The 18704-nt window shown below is 66.7% G+C and carries 16 protein-coding genes; 8 read left to right on the top strand and 8 right to left on the bottom strand.

Annotated features, from left to right (window positions below):
• The first annotated feature begins 65 nt into the window (after positions 1-65).
• Both ABD156_RS11390 and ABD156_RS11385 read left to right on the top strand, forming a co-directional pair.
• Positions 66-1364 (top strand): PspC domain-containing protein, encoded by a 1299-nt coding sequence (locus ABD156_RS11390; protein WP_344270440.1) that lies wholly within the window; start codon positions 66-68, stop codon positions 1362-1364.
• Complete coding sequence (locus tag ABD156_RS11385; RefSeq protein WP_344270437.1) at positions 1357-1587, top strand: hypothetical protein; 231 nt, start codon at positions 1357-1359, stop codon at positions 1585-1587. Before ABD156_RS11390 ends, ABD156_RS11385 begins: the two co-directional genes overlap by 8 nt.
• Positions 1588-1631: 44 nt before the next feature.
• On the opposite strand, the gene guaA is transcribed toward ABD156_RS11385, so the two are convergent.
• Complete coding sequence (gene guaA, locus ABD156_RS11380; RefSeq protein WP_344270434.1) at positions 1632-3188, bottom strand: glutamine-hydrolyzing GMP synthase; 1557 nt, start codon at positions 3186-3188, stop codon at positions 1632-1634.
• 117 nt (positions 3189-3305) lie between these two features.
• On the opposite strand from guaA, the gene ABD156_RS11375 reads away from it, so the two are divergent.
• On the top strand, positions 3306-3851 hold the full coding sequence (locus tag ABD156_RS11375) for a DinB family protein (RefSeq protein ID WP_344270432.1): 546 nt from the start codon (positions 3306-3308) through the stop codon (positions 3849-3851).
• Here the strand turns inward: ABD156_RS11375 and ABD156_RS11370 are convergent.
• Positions 3784-4431 (bottom strand): rhomboid family intramembrane serine protease, encoded by a 648-nt coding sequence (locus ABD156_RS11370; RefSeq protein WP_344270429.1) that lies wholly within the window; start codon positions 4429-4431, stop codon positions 3784-3786. The two genes, ABD156_RS11375 and ABD156_RS11370, sit on opposite strands and share 68 nt — an antisense overlap.
• 168 nt (positions 4432-4599) lie before the next feature.
• Here ABD156_RS11370 and ABD156_RS11365 point away from each other — a divergent pair, with 168 nt between their 5' ends.
• Both ABD156_RS11365 and ABD156_RS11360 read left to right on the top strand, forming a co-directional pair.
• Positions 4600-6045, top strand: a complete 1446-nt coding sequence (locus ABD156_RS11365) for an aldehyde dehydrogenase family protein (protein WP_344270426.1) — start codon at positions 4600-4602, stop codon at positions 6043-6045.
• A gap of 11 nt (positions 6046-6056) precedes the next feature.
• Positions 6057-6503 carry a GNAT family N-acetyltransferase gene (locus ABD156_RS11360; RefSeq protein ID WP_425546105.1) on the top strand — a complete coding sequence of 149 codons (447 nt, stop codon included), beginning with the start codon at positions 6057-6059 and terminating at the stop codon, positions 6501-6503.
• Here the strand turns inward: ABD156_RS11360 and ABD156_RS11355 are convergent.
• Both ABD156_RS11355 and ABD156_RS11350 read right to left on the bottom strand, forming a co-directional pair.
• Positions 6491-7954 carry an FAD-binding oxidoreductase gene (locus tag ABD156_RS11355; RefSeq protein ID WP_344270421.1) on the bottom strand — a complete coding sequence of 488 codons (1464 nt, stop codon included), beginning with the start codon at positions 7952-7954 and terminating at the stop codon, positions 6491-6493. The genes ABD156_RS11360 and ABD156_RS11355 overlap by 13 nt on opposite strands.
• Complete coding sequence (locus ABD156_RS11350; RefSeq protein ID WP_344270419.1) at positions 7951-8595, bottom strand: TetR/AcrR family transcriptional regulator C-terminal domain-containing protein; 645 nt, start codon at positions 8593-8595, stop codon at positions 7951-7953. The genes ABD156_RS11355 and ABD156_RS11350 overlap by 4 nt, the downstream gene beginning before the upstream one ends.
• A gap of 75 nt (positions 8596-8670) precedes the next feature.
• Between ABD156_RS11350 and ABD156_RS11345 the strand changes: the two genes are divergently transcribed.
• On the top strand, positions 8671-9117 hold the full coding sequence (locus ABD156_RS11345; protein ID WP_344270416.1) for an ester cyclase: 447 nt from the start codon (positions 8671-8673) through the stop codon (positions 9115-9117).
• Positions 9118-9119: 2 nt separating this feature from the next.
• On the opposite strand, the gene ABD156_RS11340 is transcribed toward ABD156_RS11345, so the two are convergent.
• The 3 genes from ABD156_RS11340 to ABD156_RS11330 form a co-directional block, all read right to left on the bottom strand.
• Complete coding sequence (locus ABD156_RS11340; RefSeq protein WP_344270413.1) at positions 9120-9809, bottom strand: maleylpyruvate isomerase family mycothiol-dependent enzyme; 690 nt, start codon at positions 9807-9809, stop codon at positions 9120-9122.
• Between the two features lie 14 nt (positions 9810-9823).
• Positions 9824-11530, bottom strand: coding sequence for a GMC family oxidoreductase N-terminal domain-containing protein (locus ABD156_RS11335; RefSeq protein WP_344270410.1), 1707 nt, complete (start codon positions 11528-11530; stop codon positions 9824-9826).
• A gap of 89 nt (positions 11531-11619) precedes the next feature.
• Positions 11620-13776: a 3'-5' exonuclease gene (locus tag ABD156_RS11330; protein ID WP_344270407.1), complete on the bottom strand. Its 2157-nt coding sequence runs from the start codon at positions 13774-13776 to the stop codon at positions 11620-11622.
• 129 nt (positions 13777-13905) lie between these two features.
• On the opposite strand from ABD156_RS11330, the gene ABD156_RS11325 reads away from it, so the two are divergent.
• Both ABD156_RS11325 and ABD156_RS11320 read left to right on the top strand, forming a co-directional pair.
• Positions 13906-16425 (top strand): AAA family ATPase, encoded by a 2520-nt coding sequence (locus ABD156_RS11325; protein WP_344270405.1) that lies wholly within the window; start codon positions 13906-13908, stop codon positions 16423-16425.
• Between the two features lie 89 nt (positions 16426-16514).
• Positions 16515-16808, top strand: coding sequence for a hypothetical protein (locus ABD156_RS11320; RefSeq protein ID WP_344270403.1), 294 nt, complete (start codon positions 16515-16517; stop codon positions 16806-16808).
• 26 nt (positions 16809-16834) lie between these two features.
• On the opposite strand, the gene drmB is transcribed toward ABD156_RS11320, so the two are convergent.
• A complete protein-coding gene (gene drmB, locus ABD156_RS11315) occupies positions 16835-18703 on the bottom strand; it encodes a DrmB family protein (RefSeq protein WP_344270736.1) in 1869 nt (622 codons plus the stop codon).
• Between the last annotated feature and the right edge of the window lies 1 nt (position 18704).

Here is an 18704-nt window from a genome sequence, read left to right as displayed (position 1 = left end):
CTCGGGGACAACCTCAGGGACCTTCCCCGATGTGCCCGCCCCACCAGTCCAGCATGCTGTGAGGCATGAGTGGTGCGAACGACGTGCGGCCTCCCCGTACGAACCCCCTGAACGGGTTCGAGGAGACCGTCAAGGACTTCTGGGCCAGCAGGCCTCGGCGGCCGCACTCGGGGCGGAAGGTCGCGGGGGTCGCGGCTGGGCTGGGGGATCGCTACGGGATCGATCCGGTGGTGATTCGGGTCGCGTTGGCGGCGGCGACTGTTTTCGGGGGCTTCGGGCTGGTGCTTTACCTGCTCGGGTGGCTGTTCTTCCCCTCCGAGGGCGACGAGGTTTCCGGCTTCGAGGCGTTGATCGGGCGCGGGCAGTCGAGCATGACGAAGGCCTTCGCGGCCGTGCTCACCGTCGCGGTGATTCCGGTGGTCGGGTGGACTTTCGGCGGCGGCTGGTTCGACGGCGGCGGTCTGATCGGGTTCGCGTTGCTCGCCACGTGCCTTTATCTCCTGCATCGCACCCGCGGGCAGGACAACCGACCGGCGCCGGTCGTCGCGTTCGCGGCGGACGGAACCGCTTCCGGAACCGGAGCTTTCACGATGAACAGCGACACCCCGACTCCCGCGGCGGCGGCACCGGGCTGGGATCCGCTGGCCGCTGACCCGGCGGGCTGGGATCTGCCTGACCCGGCAGCACCGGTGCCGCCGCCACCGCCGTCTCCGGCCGACGACTACAACAACTACCAGCACCGGCCGCCGCGCCGGCGCTCCAAGATCGGGGCCGCCACGCTCGGGGTCGCGGTGATCGTGGCCGGCATCGGGGTCGCGCTCTCGCTGAACGGGTTCGACTGGTTCTCGTTGCGGCACATCATCGGCATGACGCTCGCCGTCCTCGGCGTCGGGCTGGTGGCGGGGGCGTTCGCTCGCGGCGCCCGCGGCCTGATCGGGCTCGCGATCCCGCTGTCGGTCGCCGGGCTGGTGCTCACGACCAGCACGTTCGACAACCTCGACGTGCGCGGCGGCGTCGGCGACCTGAACGCCACCCCGCGCACTGCGGCCGAGCTGCAGCCGGTGTACCGGCACACCGCCGGCAACATGAAGATCGACCTGACCCAGCTTGCCGCGAGCGAGCCGGTCACCACCACGGTGTCCAACGGCGCCGGGAACACCGAGGTCATCGTGCCGCGCACCGCGGACGTGACCTTCACCTGCGAGAACAGCGCCGGCGACGTCGACTGCCTGAACCGCACGTCCAGCGGGGTCGGCCAGCCGGCCATCACCGGGACCGACAACGGCGACGACAACGTCGGCGGACAGAAGATCACGCTCCACGTCACCAACGGCGTGGGCCAGGTGGAGGTGCGCCGTGGCTGAGAACCCGTACTCCTACGACGAGCCCGAAGCCCCGGTCCGCCGCCGCGGGGTCGACTGGATCACGCTGATCGTCGGGGTCGCGACGCTGCTGGTGTCCGGCTACGTCCTCACCGACGGCTCCAGCTGGCTGCCCACCTTCGACTTCCGCTGGATCATCGCGGGCGGCGCGGTGTTCTGCGGGGTCCTGATGCTCGGCGCGTCGTTCCGCAAACGAAGGCCGTAAAACACAAAAAACGGGGCCTGGATTTCCAGGCCCCGTTTTTCACGTCATTCCCACTCGATGGTGCCCGGCGGCTTGCTCGTCACGTCCAGCACCACGCGGTTGACCTCGGACACCTCGTTCGTGATCCGGGTCGAGATCCGCTCCAGCACCTCGTACGGCAGCCGCGTCCAGTCGGCGGTCATCGCGTCCTCCGACGACACCGGGCGCAGCACGATCGGGTGGCCGTAAGTCCGGCCGTCGCCCTGGACGCCGACGCTGCGGACGTCCGCGAGCAGCACCACCGGGCACTGCCAGATCTCCTGGTCCAGCCCGGCCGCCGTGAGCTCCTCGCGGGCGATCGCGTCGGCCTCGCGCAGCGTCTCCAGCCGGTCCGCGGTCACCTCTCCGATGATCCGGATGCCGAGACCCGGCCCAGGGAACGGCTGGCGCTGCACGATCGTCTCCGGCAGCCCCAGCTCGAGCCCGACCCGGCGGACCTCGTCCTTGAACAGCAGCCGCAGCGGTTCGACCAGCTCGAACTGCAGGTCATCAGGCAGGCCGCCGACGTTGTGGTGGCTCTTGATGTTCGCGGTGCCCTCGCCGCCGCCGGACTCGACGACGTCCGGGTACAGCGTGCCCTGCACGAGGAACCGGTAGTCGCCACGGGCCTTGAGGTCGCGCTCGGCCTGCTCGAACACGCGGATGAACTCGCGGCCGATGATCTTGCGCTTCTGCTCCGGGTCGGTGACCCCGGCGAGCGCGTTCAGGAACCGCTCGCGCGCGTCCACGGTGACCAGGTTGACGCCGGTCGCGGCCACGAAATCGCGTTCGACCTGGGTGCGCTCCCCCGCGCGCAGCAGGCCGTGGTCCACGAACACACAGGTCAGCCGGTCGCCGATGGCGCGCTGCACGAGCGCGGCCGCGACCGCGGAGTCGACGCCGCCGGACAGGCCGCAGATCGCCCGTCCGTCGCCGATCTGCGAAGCGATCGCAGCGACCTGCTCGTCCACAATGGACGAAGTGGTCCAGCCGGGCCGGACGCCGGCGATCTCGTACAGGAACCGGCGCAGCACCTCCTGGCCGTGCGGCGAGTGCGCCACCTCCGGGTGGTACTGCACGCCCGCGAAGCGCCGCTCGACGTCCTCGAAACCGGCGACCTCGGCACCGTCGGAGCTGGCCGTGACGACCGAGCCCTCAGGGGCCTTGGTGACGCTGTCGTTGTGGCTCATCCACGCCGTCTGGTGGTCGGGCAGCCCGGTGTGCAGGACGCCGCCCTCGCCCACGATCCGCACGTCAGTACGGCCGAACTCGCGCACACCGGTCGGCTCGACGACGCCGCCGAGCGCGCGGGCGAGCAGCTGGTGGCCGTAGCAGATGCCGAGGATCGGCACGCCGGCTTCGACCAGCTTCGGGTCCATCGCGGGCGCGCCCTCGGCGTACACGCTCGACGGGCCGCCGGACAGGATGATCGCGGACGGGTTCTTGGCGAGCAGCTCCTCGACGGTCGCGCTCGACGGCACGACCTCGGAGAAGATCTGCGCCTCGCGCACGCGGCGGGCGATCAGCTGCGCGTACTGCGCCCCGAAGTCCATGACGAGTACCGGACCGGTGGGAGTGGCCACCCAAGACCTCCAGGTATCAGCGCTTTTGCCACCATCGTCCCAGGTGGGCCGCGTCACGTCGGCAATGCCCCCGTAATGAGGACAGCCACCGTCCGCGAACCGGCTTACCGTGCCCGCATGACCAACGACTGGACCAACGAACTGTCCGAACAGCTCGACTGGCACTGGCAGCACCACGTGCGCCCGAAGCTGGAGGGGCTCACCGACGACGAGTACTTCTGGCAGCCGGTCGCGGACTGCTGGACGGTGCGTCCCCGCACCAACGACGAACAGCCCGGCACCGGCGACTTCACCATCGACTTCTCGTTCCCGGAGCCGACTCCCCCGCCGGTGACCACGATCGCGTGGCGGCTGGGCCACATCATCCCGGGCGTGCTGGGCATGCGCTCCGCGTCGCACTTCGGCGGGCCTCCGACGTCCTACCAGGACTTCCCGTACGCGGGCACTGCCGACGAAGCGCTGAAGCAGCTCGACGACGCGTACGCGACCTGGATCGCCGGCGTACGCAGCCTCGACGCCGAAGCGCTGGCCCGTCCGTGCGGCCCGGCTGAAGGGCCGTACGCGGAGCTGTCGATGGCCGCGCTGGTCTTGCACATCAACCGAGAGATGATCCATCACTGCGCGGAGATCCTGCTGCTGCGCGACCTTTACCGAAACCGCTGACCAGCAGTCCCAACGCGACCCCGAGCAGCGCGGGCATGCCGTGGTTGTCGTGCAGCACGGTGTCGAGCACGGCGAGCGGCACGATCAGCAGCGCGGCGAGGTACAACCCCTGCGGCGGCTGGGTGGCGCGCGCTCGCAGCACGATCACGGCAAGCGCGCCGAGCAGCCCGGCGACGCACATCGAGTTCCCCGCCCCCACCTGATTCAGCCAGACGTAGCTGAGGAACTGGCCGAACAGTCCGCATCCGAAGTAGAGGATGAACCAGGAGACACGGCCGAAGCACCATTCCGCCAACGTGCCGACGACGGCGAGGGCGACCAGGTTGAAAAGCCCGCCGAACAGCTTGCCGTCCTGGAAGAACATCCCGGTCAGCAGTCGCCACCACTCCCCGGCGTCGATCGCGGTGGCGTCGCGCTTGAAGCGGTCGAAGAGGGACGGGTCCGCCAGTTGGGCGATCAGCACGGCTGCGGTCGCGAGGAACACCGCGCCGGTCAGCACCGGACAGCGCGGTGTTCCGACGCGGGCGAAGAAGACCGCGGCCGGGTTGGCGGACCAGCGAGAGGCAACCGAGTTGGTCATGGGCCGACGATATGACGGCGGCCGGCCGGAGACCCCCGACAAATGTCATCTCCGCACCGGGACAGGCGCCACAAAAGAAGGACCTGGTCCGGCGTGCCGGGCCTGGTGCCACAAAAGAAGGACCTGGTCCGGCGTGCCGGGCCTGGTGCTGCCTAATACCTTGGGCGCATGGACACGATCACCCCACAGCCGCGGGCCGCGTGGATCGCCGGCCAGGCTGAGCAGGGCGCGAGCACCCTCGTGGTGCACCACCCGTTCGACGGCAGCGAAGTGGCGACGGTCGCGGTGCCCGGCGCGGACCAGGTCGAGCGGGCGGTGGCCGCGGCGGCCGCGGTCGCGAAGGAATTCCGGCGCACTCCGGCGCATCAGCGCGCCGCGGCGCTGGAGCACGTTTCGCGCGGGCTCGCGATGCGGGCCGAGGAACTCGCCGAGGTGATCACGGCCGAGAACGGCAAGCCGTTGAAGTGGGCCGAGGCCGAGGTGAAGCGGGCGATTTCGGTCTTCCGGATCGCGGCCGAGGAGGCGCGCCGGTTCAGCGGCGACGTGCAGCGACTCGACGCCGACCCGTCCGGCGACGCCCGCCTCGCGCTGACCCGCCGGGTGCCGCGCGGTCCGGTGCTCGGGATCGCGCCGTTCAACTTCCCGCTGAACCTGGTGGCGCACAAGGTCGCGCCCGCGCTCGCGGTTGGCGCGCCGATCATCATCAAGCCCGCGCCGCGTACGCCGCTTTCGTCGCTGGTACTCGGCGAACTTCTCGCCGAGACCGACCTGCCGGAGGGCGCGTTTTCCGTGCTGCCGCTGGGAAACGAGGAGACTCAGGCGCTCGTCGCCGACCCGCGGCTGCCGGTGGTGTCGTTCACCGGATCTGGCCCGGTCGGCTGGTCGATCGCGGACGCGGCGGCGCGCAAGCACGTGGTGCTTGAACTGGGTGGCAACGCCGCGGCGGTCGTGCTGCGGGACTGGCCGGACGTCGAGGGTGCCGCGCAACGAATCGCGACGTTCGGGAACTACCAGGCGGGCCAGTCGTGCATCGCGGTGCAGCGGGTGATCGTGGACGCGGCGATCGCCGACGAGTTCGTGCCCGCGCTTACCGAGGCCGTCGAGGCGCAGGCGACCGGCGATCCGTATGATCGCAACACTGACGTCGGCCCGGTCGTTGACGAGGCTGCCGCGGAGCGGATCATCGCGTGGGTCGAGGAAGCGGTGGCCGGTGGCGCACGAGTGCTGACCGGCGGAACCCGTTCGGGCGCAACGGTTGCGCCGACCCTGCTGACCGACGTTCCCGCGGACGCCAAGGCCTGGTCGGAGGAAATCTTCGGACCGGTGCTGGCGGTGTCCATTGTGGACGGCGTGGATGAGGCTTTCGCTTCGGTGAACGCCTCGGCGTACGGGCTGCAGGCCGGAGTGTTCACCAGTGACGTGCAGCTGGCTTTCCACGCGTCGGCGGAGCTGGAAGTCGGCGGCGTGATCATCGGCGACGTTCCGTCGTATCGCGCGGATCAGATGCCGTACGGCGGCGTGAAGGGTTCGGGCGTCGGTCGAGAGGGCGTGCTGTCGGCGATGCACGACCTGACCGAGGAGCGGGTCACCGTCTTCACCGGGGTCGACCTCTGACCACAGTGGACTTGCGACGGGCAACGGCCGCTGACGCACGCGACATCGCCGACGTGTGGCTGCGGTCGTTTACCGCCGCGCTGCCGACCGTCCGTCGCGCCCACGACGATGACGCAGTGCGTTGGTGGTTCGCGAACATCTTGGTACCGCAGCAAGAAACCTGGGTGGCGGCGGTCAAGTCCACTGTGGCCGGGCTGCTCGTGCTCGACGGACCGGAGCTGGCGCAGCTCTACCTCGACCTTCCGTGGCGTGGTCGCGGGATCGGGGATCAGTTGGTGGACTTGGCCAAACAGCTCCGTCCCGATGGGCTGACACTGTGGACGTTCCAGATCAACGAGCCAGCGCAACGGTTCTACCGCCGCCACGGTTTCGTGGCCGTCGAATACACCGACGGGCAGCGAAATGAGGAGCGCGAGCCAGACGTGCGTTACGTCTGGCCCGCGCCTCAAGCAGACTGAGCGAACTTGAAAACCCCGTTGGGGTCGTACTTCTTCGCCACCTGGTCCAGCCGGGCCGCGTTGTCGCCGTAGTAGGCCGACTTCCAGTCCGGCAGGTCCGGGTCGATGTAGTTCACGTAGCCGCCGCGCGCGCCGGCGTCCGCCAGTCCAGCGACCACAGTGGACACCGACTTGCGCGCGCTCTCCTGGCTGCTCGCGGTGGCCGGAGCGTAAACCTGGATGCTGGCCAGTGCTTTCCGGTGCGGGAACGCCGTGTCCGCCGGCGCGATATCCCCCACCGCGCCGCCGAGGCCGTCGATGAGCAGATCCATTCCCTTGTGCCCGGACGCGAGATCGGCGATCTTCCCGCCGTCGACCGGATCGGTGATGATCCGCGACGACGCCACGAAGGTCTGCCGTTCCGAACTGCCGGAGAAGTAGTTCATCGCCGCGCCGTAGCCGAGGGTCTTCATCGTGCGGCTGGACGGCGTCACCGACAATCCGCTGAGCGCCGACGTCAGGCCCGCCGAACCGCCCACGAACGCCCCGCCGATCCGGCACGCCCCGCCCGGGCCGCCGGAAACCACGCAGTTCGACCACAATTCGGGCGGCGCGCTGGGCAGCCAGCGCTGCCACGCGTCGACCGCGTCGCTCGCCGAACCGGACGGGAACTTCAGCGAAAACACCGTGACAGTCGGCGCTTCCACAGTGCTGAAGGTGAATGACGTGACCACGCCGAAGTTTCCGCCACCGCCGCCGCGCAGTGCCCAGAACAGGTCGTCGTCCGCCTGCGCGCTCACCGTGCGCAGTTTGCCGTCCGGCGTGACGATCTGCGCGGACTGCAGCCGGTCGCACGTCAAACCGTATTTACGGGTCAATACCCCGATTCCGCCGCCGAGCGCGAGCCCGGCGATGCCGACGGTCGGGCACGAACCCGCGGGCAGGCAACGACCCGCCTTCGCCAGCTCCGAATAGACGTCCCCGAGTTTCGCGCCCGCACCGATGACCACCTGGTCGCCCTGGACGTCCACGCCGGCCATGCCGCCGACGTCGATGACCAATCCGCCGTCCGGCGCGGAATACCCGGCGTAGCTGTGTCCGCCGCTGCGCGCGGCGAGCGGGACCCGGCCGCCAGCCGCTTCGACGCACGCCTGCACGTCCTCCGGCTTCGCGCATTTCGCGACCGCCGCGGGATTCTGCCCGTCGAAAAGCGGGTTGAACGCGTGTTTCGCGGTGGCGAATCCGCTGTCGGCGGGCAGCACGAGGTCCCCGGAGAGCTTGCCGCGCAACGCGTTCCAGTCCGGCGGGCCGGACGGCTTCGAACTGGTGCTCGGCGGCACGGTCGCTCTCGACGTCGGGCTGGTCTGCGGCACCGACGGCCCCTGTTTCGCGGTGCACGCCGCGGCCACCGCGCCGACCGCCGTCAATCCGGCGGCGCGCAAAAACGTCCTTCTCCCGACTGTCATGTTCATTCAGACGCCTCAGACCTCGGGTCGGTTGCGAAAAGTCCGGTCAGCAATGCTTCAAGGGCGAATTCAAACCGCTCGTCGTGCCGGGCGCCGTCCCGCAGCGCCTGCGCGAGCAGCGGAAAGCGGTCCGCGTCGAGGTGCGCCAGACTGTCCACATCGGACCGCGCACCGGGCGCGCGACCGGCCTCGGCGAGTGTGTGCCCGAGGACGAAGGTCATCACGGCGTTCACCATGTCCAGCCCACGGGCCGGGGGAAACTCGAGCAGCCCCAACGCGGTTTCGATCACCCGCAGCGAATCCGGGCTGACCGCGGGGCGGGTCGCGGCGAGCGGCAGCACGCCCGGATGCGCGAGCAACTGCGCCCGGTACGCCCGCGCCACGCGGCCCAGCCACTGCTGCCCGCGCTCGCCCGGCCCCGGCGCGATCCCGGCCAGCGCCGAGACGAGCCGGTCGATCAGGGCGTCGAGCAGCGCTTCCTTGTTCGGCACGTAGTGGTAGAGCGTCATCGCCTCCACGCCGAGTTCCGCGCCGAGCTTGCGCATGGACAGCGCAGCGATGCCGTGTTCGTCCACGAACGCGAGCGCGGCGTCCACCACCCGCTCCCTGGTCAGCCCGGCACGCGGCCGTGCCCTCCGGTCGGACACTGGTCCCCCTTGACGTTTCTTACGGCGTAAGGTAGCACTGTTCTCGTCTCTTACAGCGTAAGAATCGAGGAAGCGATGACTGACCCCAAGACCGTCCTGCGGCAGTTCCTTTCGATCGTCAACAGCCACGACCTCAGCGACCTGGACACCGTGGTGGCCGACGACGTGACCGAATCCGGCCCCGTCGTGGTCGACGCGCCGACGGGCGGGCTGGCCGCCTTCCGCACCGGCTGGACGCAGATGCTGACCGCGTTCCCGGACCTGCACGTGGACCTCGATTCGCTGCTCGCGGAAGGCGATCGGGCCGCGGCCACGGTGACGCTCACCGCGACCAACGCCGGCTACTACCGAAGAGGTTCGGCGACCGGCAAACGCGGAACGTGGCGCGGCTTCGTCCTGGCGCGGATTACCGATGGCCGGATCTCCGAGCTCGACATCCAGACCGACCGGCTCGCCATCCTGCAACAGCTGGGCATCGTCGGCGATGACGACGAACTCGCGGCCGCCCGGCAGTCCGGCTGAAATCAGAGCAGCGGGGCCATTTCGGGCACCGGCCCGGAAAGCGCCGAAGCGTCGCCGCGGCCGGTCAGCCACGCCAGCACCGTCCCCGGCGTCCCGGTCACGAGATCGCCGCCCTCGCCGAAAGTCCAAGTACGGACGCCATCGGTGAGCCGGAACGAAGGCAACGGACGCGGACACATCCGGATCAGCGTGGCGACCACCGCGTCGAGATGCTCGCCGAACAGCGCGGTGGCGCTGTCGAAATCATGGCCGGCGTCAAGGTCGACCAGGTGAATCGTGGTCTCGGAAAGCCGCAGCGTGAGCACGTCCGCGCCGGTCAGCTCACCGCCGTGCCGGTGCCGGACGCGCGCTGACCAAGTCTCGTCCGAAAGCCGCGCGGCGTGGTCGGTCAGCCTTTTCCCGGACGCCACCAGATCGGCCACGATCTCCGCCGGAGCACGGCCCGCGCCAGCCTCGATCTCGTCGTCCCGGGCGTTGCCGGGGCCGTACATCGACCGCTCGACGCCGGTTTCGGCCCAGGTCAACAGGTTCCCGAGGGCGTCCGCGTTGCGCGCGAGGTGGGTGAGCAGATGCGCGCGCGTCCAGCCGGGCAACGCGCTCGGCTCGCCGAATGCCGTCTCCGGCATCGCCTCGGCGATTCGTGCCCATTCGTCGTGCAGTTTCCGGATCCGGTCCAGCGCCGCAGTCGTCACCGGACGATCTTAGGTCAGCGGCGCAGTGCCGCGGGGGCGTTCGCCGGAACCGCCGGGTTCTTCGGCGCGACCGGCTCCATCCTGGCGTACCCGCTGCTCTGCTCGGGCCGCTCGTCGGCCTCGCCCTTGTTGGGCCAGAACGAGAACGCCCGCTCCGCCTGCGCGGCGATGGTGAGCGACGGGTTCACCCCGAGGTTCGCGGTGATCGCCGAACCGTCCACAACGGACAGTCCGGGATAGCCGTAAACCCGGTGGTACGGGTCGATCACCCCGCTGTCGGCACTGTCGCCGATCGGCACGCCGCCGATGAAGTGCGCGGTGAGCGGGATGTCGAACACCTCGCCCCAGGTGCCGCCCGGCATGCCGCCGATCCGTTCCGCGGTAAGGATGTTCGCCTCGTGCCCGGCCGCGATGAAGCTCGGGTTCGGCTCGCCGTGGCCCTGTTTCGACGTGTACTTGCGCCGTCCGAACAGGCCGGGCCGGGTGTAAGTGGTGATGGAATTGTCGAGGCTCTGCATCACCAGCAGAATCACCGTGCGCTCGCTCCACCGGTACGCGTTCAGCAGTTTCGCCGACTGCACCGGGTGTTTGACCAGGAAGGTGAGCGCCTGCCGCCAGCGCGGAACGCTCGAAGAACCGTCGGTGGCAACGGTTTGCAGCAGGCTCATCGCGTTGCTGCCCTTGCCGTACCGCACCGGTTCGATGTGCGTGTTCTCGTCCGGATGGATCGACGACGTGATCGCGACCCCGCGGCTGAAGTCCCGGTTTTCGTCGACAGTCGTCCGGGCCGCACCGATAATCGCCTCGGAGTTCGTCCGCGTCAGCTCGCCGAGCTTGCCGGACAACTTCGGCAGCGCCGCGGTGTCCTTCATGCGGTGCAACAGGTTCTGCGTGCCCCAGGTGCCGGCGGCGAACACCACCTGCGACGCCGTGACCGTCGTCCGGAAGCGCCGCGAACGGGTGCCGGTCTTCTGCAACGTGATCGCGTAGCCGTTGCTGCGCGGGCTCACCGACGTCACCGTGGTCAGCGGAATGACCTTCGCGCCGTCTTGTTCCGCGAGGTACAGGTAGTTCTTCACCAGCGTGTTCTTCGCGCCGACGCGACAGCCGGTCATGCACGCACCGCATTCGGTGCACCCGACCCGATCCGGTCCGGCTCCGCCGAAGAACGGGTCCTTCACCGTCTCGCCGGGCTTGCCGAAATACACCCCGACCGGCGTGGCGTGGAACGAATCCTCGACGCCCATGTCCTTCGCGACGTCCCGCATCACCACGTCGGACGGCGTGATCGTCGGGTTCGTGACGACGCCGAGCATCCGGCTGGCCTGGTCGTAATGCGGCGCGAGTTCGCTTTCCCAGTCGGTGATGTGCGCCCACTGCCGGTCTTGGTAGAACGGCTTGAGCGGCCGGTACAGCGTGTTCGCGTAGACCAGCGACCCGCCGCCGACGCCCGCGCCGGCCAGCACCATCACGTCGTTGAGCATGTGGATGCGCTGGATGCCGTAACAGCCGAGCTGCGGGGCCCAGAGGTAGCGCTTGAGGTCCCAGGACGTCTTGGCGAACTCGTCGTCGGCGAAGCGCCGGCCCGCCTCGACCACCGCGACGCGGTAGCCCTTCTCGGTCAGCCGCAACGCCGCGACGCTGCCGCCGAACCCGGACCCGACGACGAGGACGTCGTAGTCGGGTTCTTGCCGCGCGGTGGTGGTGTTACTGGCAGTCACAGTAAAGAGGGTAACCCCCAGGCGCCCGCCAGACCAGAGGTAAGTTACTGACGGGTCACCACCGGCGGTTACAGAAAGCAACATGACGGCTACCCTGGCGGCAATAGCATCGAACGCCGTCCCGTCCAAGTGATGACAAGCTGGTCCCTCGGTCGAGTGCAGGCGACGTAGAGAAGGTTGCGATCACGCGCGATGATTTCCTCACGTTGCTCCTCGTCCACCTCCGCCAAGCGCCATCGCGGAGGCAACATATCCTCCGAGACTCCAGCGACGACGCAACGAGCGAACTCTGTTCCTTTGGCCCGATGCATGGTCGCCACCTGGACGCCGGACGCCTCGACAGTTCCGTCCGGTTCCAGGACGGCGGCGGGGACCCCCGCCGACCGCAGTTCCCGAACCAGCTTGTCACGCAGGTCGACCTGATGAACAAGGACGGCGAACGCTCCGGGCGATTGGTTCTGGTGTTCGTCGAGCCAGCGGCGCACCGTCTCGACGATGAAATTCTTCTCCTCCTGCCACGTCTGGGAGGCATGGGTGATCGGTTCCGGGCCGACGAGCAGCGAACGGTAGAACTCCGTCGAATCGTCCTCGTCGGCCAGGTCGATGTAGTCGACACCGGCAAGCAGGCGGGTCGCGTAGCCGAGCACCTGCCTCGTTGTCCGGTAGTTCAGAGTGAGCCGTTGCGAACGCCCGCGGGTTTCGATGCCGTACCGGCTGATGACCAGGCGGTCGCCGTAGAGTCGCTGGTGTGCGTCTTCGCAGATGAAGAGGTCGTCCAGACCTGCCGGAACGACCGCGCGGAGAAGTCGCCAATGCGCAGCCGCCAAGTCCTGCCCTTCATCGACGATCACATGGTCGTACCGGTTGAGCACCGGCAGGCCGGAGCTACGAGCAATCCCCACCGCTTGGACAGCAATATCGAGATAAGTCGTCTTCTCCTGCCCGGAGAGCAGCTCTCGGAACTTCTCGACCACTCGCCACAGGCGGGTCTTCTGAACCCGAGTCAACCTAGGCCGTCCGCGGCGCTTTTCGTCCAGGTATGCATTGGCCGACCGTATTTCCATGCCGAGTATCACCTGCTCGTACTCAGCCTTCAAGAAGTGCGGCGTGCACCACCCATCGTCGCCCGCGGCGAGATCGGGTGTGTCCTCCACCGCGCGATGCCAAAGCCGGAGCTGGTCCTGGTCCTGCATGATCCGCGTGCGTGCGCCGCCCGCCCTGGCGACAATGGTACGCGCAAGTTGGTCGACCCCGGACACGTCGATCCGCTGAAGCACTGACTGCTCAGCAAGTCCGCGCAAATCCGATTTCAACTGATTCGCAAGATTCTTCGTATAAGTGGTCAAGAGAATCCGAGCCTCGGGATTGCGCGTCGCCAGCACGACCGCCCGATGCATCGCCACGACAGTCTTGCCGGTGCCCGCACCTCCCGTGACACGGAATGATCCTTTTCGAGGACGTTCAACCAGCTGCCGCTGGTCCGGGTGCAAGAACGTCCGCCATGCCATGAAGTCCCCATCGAGCATGCGGCGCAGATGTTCGTCGCCTTCTACTACGACGAATTCCATCCTGGAAGCGGAACGCGACAGAGATTCCCGCAACTGGGTCGGGTCGTCGAAATCTGCCGGGATCACCGAAGTTCCGGGCCCTGAGCTGTCCCGTCCGTACTGCTCCTTGACCACGTCAAGAGACACGTCGCAGGCCAAGTCCAACAGTGCAGTCGCTTGCCACTCCGGTGCGGCGATACACAGATCCGTCAGCTCGCCCTCGTCTGTGAGCAGCACCGCCCGCCGGGCAAGTTCCGGCAAAATGCCGATCGCCTCAAGCTCTTCGGCGCGGTACGGCACGAGCAAGGGGCGGTCAGGGGTGCTTACCCGAGACTCTTCGAATGTCAGAAGCTCGGGCAACTCCTGATCGTGCAGAACCTCGAATACTCCGTTTGCTGGATTGGCCCGCATAGTTGCCTTGGCCGCGAATTCGTACGCATCGTCGTGCGGCCGGATAGCCACCAGCACGTAGTACTTGTCGTCAGCGGTTCCCGCGGCAAACAGAACGGCTCGGTGGTTGTCGGTGACACGCGCGGTACGGACCCGGGAATCCCTTGCGCCCTTCGGCATCTTCAGATCCAAGCCGGTCAGGTCTTGATCCGTGCTCAGCTTGGTCAGCAAGTCCCAGGCGCGCGGCTTCAACGAACCGTCGACGTTCAAGTTCTTCTGAAACTCCTTGGCGAACACCACAGTCGCCATCAACGACCACCTTCCGAATCTGTTCCGCCAGCGCGCCGACCATACCGCGCCGCTCGATCACCGCCTGCGCAGGAGCGAGCCTGATTTCCGGTAAAGTCTCGTCGGCTGGTGACGACCGGGAGACTGGACTTGGGAAAAACGACGATCGACCACCGAGAGACTCTTGGCCGCACGATGTCGGTCGCTGACGTCGAAAAAGTCTTGCTGCCCCGAACTCCGCAGGACGCAGGTGGTCAGGTTCTCGCCGATGCGCTGGCGGAGTGTCGCTCCCGGATCGACACTGCCGAAGACGAACTGGAAGACGTACTCGCAACCGGCCCGTGGGAGCTGCGGTCCGTGGAGTTGAGCGGATTTCGCGGCATCGCGAACGGCACTGGCAAACCGGGAGCTCACGACGAGCCGTTCCTGCAGGAATTCCCTCGGTCGGCGCGAGTCTTCGTGCTCCAAGGCGCCAACGGCACCGGGAAGTCGACCATCACCGACGCCCTCGAGGTCGCGCTCGTCGGTGGCACCGAACCCGCTGCGGCGTTCACTCCGTCCGCACTTCAACAACCCGTCACCCGACATGCGGGAGCCCAACGATCCGATGTCGTGGTCACCCTCGAAAACGACCATGGCGACCGGCTCCGGTTGTCTTGGAGCGACGGAGCTTCCGAGAGAGCTGAAGTCGCGTGGTTGCCTGCGGACTCTTCGGAGCCGATGACAGCACGGCCTGGACCAGCCTGGGCTCAAGCAATTGCGTCCCGTCATTCAATTGTCGGCTACGACCACTGGACCCACCGTCTCAGGGTCGGCCACCTGACCACTTTCGTGCACGATCGCCTGCGGCTCGGGCCAGTTTGGTGGGACCTCTGGCATGTGTTGCAACGCGAACACTCGCAGTCAACCGACGCACTGACTGTGTGGAACCAAGCACGGCAGGAGGCCGCGGCTGCGCTCGATCAGGTCGACGAGCGACTTGCCCTACGCCATCCTTATACCTCGATGCCCCCGAAGGTGCGCCTCCCTGAGAGCCCGGGAGCCGATGCAGAAGCTTGGTTCAACCAGACTTTCCCTGCTGCAACCACCTCCACCCGCGTGCCCGTCGACATCGACCCCCGTATGACAAACGCCATTCTCGATGCACAAGACGAGGCCCGCGCCGCACTCGAGAGTTACCGGCGGGCCAAGAAAAAGCAGGACAGCTCGCTGGCAAGCGATGAACTCCAGGTACTGCAGGATCTTTTCGAACATCTCGCCGCGAACAGCCCGGGCAGCAACCCTACCGGCGAAGGGGAACGGCCGGCCTGGCTCGACCAGGCTCGTCGAGTGCTGCAGGACTCACAAGAAGTTCGCGAAGAGTTCAATCTCGCGCAGGCACGTTTCTCCGAGCTGCGAGATCTGCTCCTCGAGCAGCTTCTTCCCCTGTTGAAGATCGCAAAGGGCTCGCCGGACATCTCAGCAGCCGTCCAACGACTCCGCTCTGCGATCGATCCGCTCGTCGAAACGGCTCCTCGCTCGGAGCGCGAAGACGGGTGGCGAGCCGCAACGAAGATCGTGGAGTCCAGCACGTTCAGTTCCGATGTGGCGACGGTGGTGGACGCCCTATGGACGACAGTCGACATATCCGACGTCTGGCAGTCTGCGCGACGGGACTGCTGCCGTCAGTTCATGACTGTCCATCGATCCTCTGGTAAGGCTGCTGCCAAAGTTCCGGGAACCGCCGCCGCGCTGAAGCGCCTGGGCGCAGCGTTCGACCAAGCGCATCAAGCGCGCCGCACTGTCATCGCAGAATTGGCTGCGGGGCCACTTCGAGGGCTGCTCGTCGATGCCGGCATCGACGAGCTGGCCCTTGACGTACCCGCCTCGGATCAAGAGGGGCTGAACGAAACAACCACTCTCCGGCTTTTCGCCCAGGGGGTGGAAACCTCACCGGGCAGTCTTTCTGCCGGCCAGTACAACGCACTGGTTTTGGCTCTGTTGCTCAGCTCAGCCGGACAAGCGCCGCTACGGTTCGTGGTGCTAGATGATCCGGTGCACGCGATGGACGACTTCCGCACAGACAAGTTCGCAGAATTGATCGCTTCCCGCGCAGCGGACGGCGAGCAAGTCGTCCTGCTCACCCATGATCAACGCCTGGTCGACGTGCTGCGTCAGCACGTCACAGACTTGAACGTCGTGAAGCTGAGCCGCGACGAGCACGGAAACGTGTTCAGCCTCGACGCTACGCATCCTTGGCAACCGCTGATCGACGACGCTGCAAGGATCTTGCACTCGAACACGGACAAGGACGGCCGGGCAAAGCAACTATCCGCTGCTACGACAGCGGTGCTCGTGCTCTCGTTCTGCCGCCAAGCGATCGACGCGGTCCTTCGCGAGTTCGTCGTGGAGGCCGCATCGACGCCCGCAGCGGGCAAGGACTCCATCGCGAGATTGGGCCGGGCATTCACGACCAGACGAGCGTTGGAGACTGCCCAGAAAGCGGTGGCTCGCGAGCACGCAGCCCACGCCGTGATCGGCGTGCTCCTGTCTCATCAAGCGTTCTTGAAAGATCTCAATGCCGGATCCCACGGTGATCCGGACTCCCGGATCACCGCACCCGAGCACTTGCGGATCCGCGTGCGGGAAACCGCACGGTTCTGCTCAGACCTTCTCCGGACAACCGCATGAGGTGGGATCCGAGCGCCGGAGAGGCGGAACTCGCTGGCTCGGAATTGCCCCCGGTCCTCCGCGCGCGGTGCGAAGTTCTGATCCTTCGCATGCGCATAGAGCAGCTAGCTCGCCAGCTGCCGGACGCAGTCTTCGCCACTCCGTCTCGCCAAGGAAAGATCGCCCTTCGGTTGTGGAGCATAGTCGCCTTGGCAGACACCCCCGAAGTACCGATCTTGCGCAACCAGGTCCTGCGGGTACAGCGCGTCTACAGCCTCACGAGCGAATACCTCCACAGCCGGCGCGCCGGCCTGGTCCCACCACCGATGGAACTCATGACCTGGCAGGAAGACGTAGCCGCTCTTGAAACGGCGGTGCAACACCTGATCACGCCTCCAAGCTGAGCTTTCCTCTCTGCCTCAAGAAAGAGCTAGGCACCGTCTGAGAGAAGATGGTGAAAGAAACCCGTCTGGCCGTCGTCTGGTGTACCGACGAGAAGAGCCCGGTCCAAGAACGTATTGTTCGTTTCACAGCTGCTCTCGGGAAGCATTACACATGCGTAGCAAGCTGCGAGGTTCAAGCTGTCGACGCCACTGGCCTCAGCCTCCATACACGGCGGGTCCTGGGAGCACCACGCCACCCGGTTGATTGCTGAACAGAGTGTCTCCTGGAGGCGAGCGTGACTTCCCTGTGCAACAACGCCGCCAAGGCTTCCCGCCGAGTCGCTTGTTGCCGTGTAGATCAGCAGACCTGCGCACCGATCTGACACGTACAGGCGTTCCCTCAAAGAAGCGGCCGGATAACCAGCGTCCAGACTCCATTCATTGATCAACGCATGCGCGAGTGTGTGCAACAAGACGTACCGAGCGGAGATAGCCGACTCGGACGCTCCGGCTGCGGGAACTGCGCCTCGGCGTTTCGCCCGCTCTGCCAGCGCTCTGGTGTGACTCGCCCGGATCGAAGTGCCCCGAGCAGCAGGCCCGGCCGAAGTCTCCCACGCGGTCAGCTCGTCCGGATCGAGGGTGAGGAAGACGCCCTCACCGCTGACCTCGATTGCAGGAAGCCAGTCGACGCGCCCGCTTGACAGTGCGGCGTATCGTTTGCGATCGCTGAGCTGATCGGGTGCCTCGATCCTGGTGAACGACTCAAGTGCTCGGACTTCCCTGAGCCGCTTTACGAGCATGCTCCGACCGATCCGGTACGGCAGTGCGACATCCACGTGATCGTCCGGGCGCGCGCATTCGAAGTCATCGCCCTGACGGATCGGCTTTTGCCCGTAGTAGAGCGGGTCGTACTCCTGAAGTCGGAACGACTCGGTTGCCTCGAGCCCCCTGGCCGGCTCGTCCTCGACTTCTTCTGCCAAGAGCCGCTGATGCTGTCGCACTGCCTTGACAACATCCTCGACAGTGAATTGGTTCGCACGAACCCAGTCCAGCGACTCGATGACCGCCGACTCGTTCGGCTGGCCGACCACCGCGGCCAGAGTGGTGTAGTGCTTGTCGACCGACTTCTGCAATACGTCCGACCACGGCGGGATTGACAGCGAGGACCTATTGACGGCAAACCAAGCAGCCGATGCGCCGCGTTGCAACGTCCGCGGATTAGCATCGCAATGAGGTTCTTCCAGTCCTGCTCCGAGCCACGGTCGCCGTCCCCGGCATTGCACCCCCAGCAGCTCAAGTGCCCTTCGCCCAAAAGCGCCCTCCATCGACGACTCCAGACCGCACGAACAGGAGATCACCACCGAGCGCAACGACGCAGTCCTCCCGTCGCTGTGCAGCTCGAGCTTGTGATCACCGGTGTAGTCGTCAGCAGGACGATTCTTCTTGTGGACCCACGCCCAGTACGGGAAGTCGTCGAGGTGCCCGTTTTCGCAAGCCATCACGAAACGTGATGGAACGAGCGAGGTTTCGCACGCTGCACACTTTGTGCCAGTCGCCGAAGCAGTACCGAAGCTTTTGTACGGCTTCAGGTCATGGCAGTTCGAGCAGGAGTACCACTCGGGAAACCTGCGGACTCGGACACCGTCACCGTTGGGCGGGTCATTCGCCGGTGGGCCGTAGAATTTATTTACGCGTAACCATTTCTGCAGCCGAGGCTCGTAAAGCGTGTCTTTTTCATTGATGTTCCAAGTATCCAAACCGCTTACCACGTACGAGCTGTCGTCGACGGCAACCATCGCGCCCACGCCGAACGTCGTGATCATTTGAGCACTCCGAACGCCGCCGAGAGGTGTCTTGGAAACAGGTCCTCCGGGGACGGCCTTCCGCCCGTTTCGGTCGGGCTTGCGCAGGGCCATG

This window comes from Amycolatopsis albidoflavus (genome assembly GCF_039525725.1).
In the GTDB taxonomy this organism is placed as follows: Bacteria; Actinomycetota; Actinomycetes; order Mycobacteriales; family Pseudonocardiaceae; genus Amycolatopsis; species Amycolatopsis albidoflava.
The sequence above is the reverse complement of the archived record's forward strand: the minus strand, read 5'-3'. Positions and strand labels throughout refer to the sequence as shown.

What these genes read in the sequence shown, in the direction of transcription:
- ABD156_RS11320 (WP_344270403.1), top strand. Translation starts at nt 16,515, where the DNA reads ATGCGCATAGAGCAGCTAGCTCGCCAGCTGCCGGACGCAGTCTTCGCC.
- ABD156_RS11390 (WP_344270440.1), top strand. Translation starts at nt 66, where the DNA reads ATGAGTGGTGCGAACGACGTGCGGCCTCCCCGTACGAACCCCCTGAAC.
- ABD156_RS11330 (WP_344270407.1), bottom strand. Translation starts at nt 13,776, where the DNA reads ATGGCGACTGTGGTGTTCGCCAAGGAGTTTCAGAAGAACTTGAACGTC.
- ABD156_RS11375 (WP_344270432.1), top strand. Translation starts at nt 3,306, where the DNA reads ATGACCAACGACTGGACCAACGAACTGTCCGAACAGCTCGACTGGCAC.
- ABD156_RS11365 (WP_344270426.1), top strand. Translation starts at nt 4,600, where the DNA reads ATGGACACGATCACCCCACAGCCGCGGGCCGCGTGGATCGCCGGCCAG.
- ABD156_RS11355 (WP_344270421.1), bottom strand. Translation starts at nt 7,954, where the DNA reads ATGAACATGACAGTCGGGAGAAGGACGTTTTTGCGCGCCGCCGGATTG.
- ABD156_RS11345 (WP_344270416.1), top strand. Translation starts at nt 8,671, where the DNA reads ATGACTGACCCCAAGACCGTCCTGCGGCAGTTCCTTTCGATCGTCAAC.
- ABD156_RS11370 (WP_344270429.1), bottom strand. Translation starts at nt 4,431, where the DNA reads ATGACCAACTCGGTTGCCTCTCGCTGGTCCGCCAACCCGGCCGCGGTC.
- drmB (WP_344270736.1), bottom strand. Translation starts at nt 18,703, where the DNA reads ATGGCCCTGCGCAAGCCCGACCGAAACGGGCGGAAGGCCGTCCCCGGA.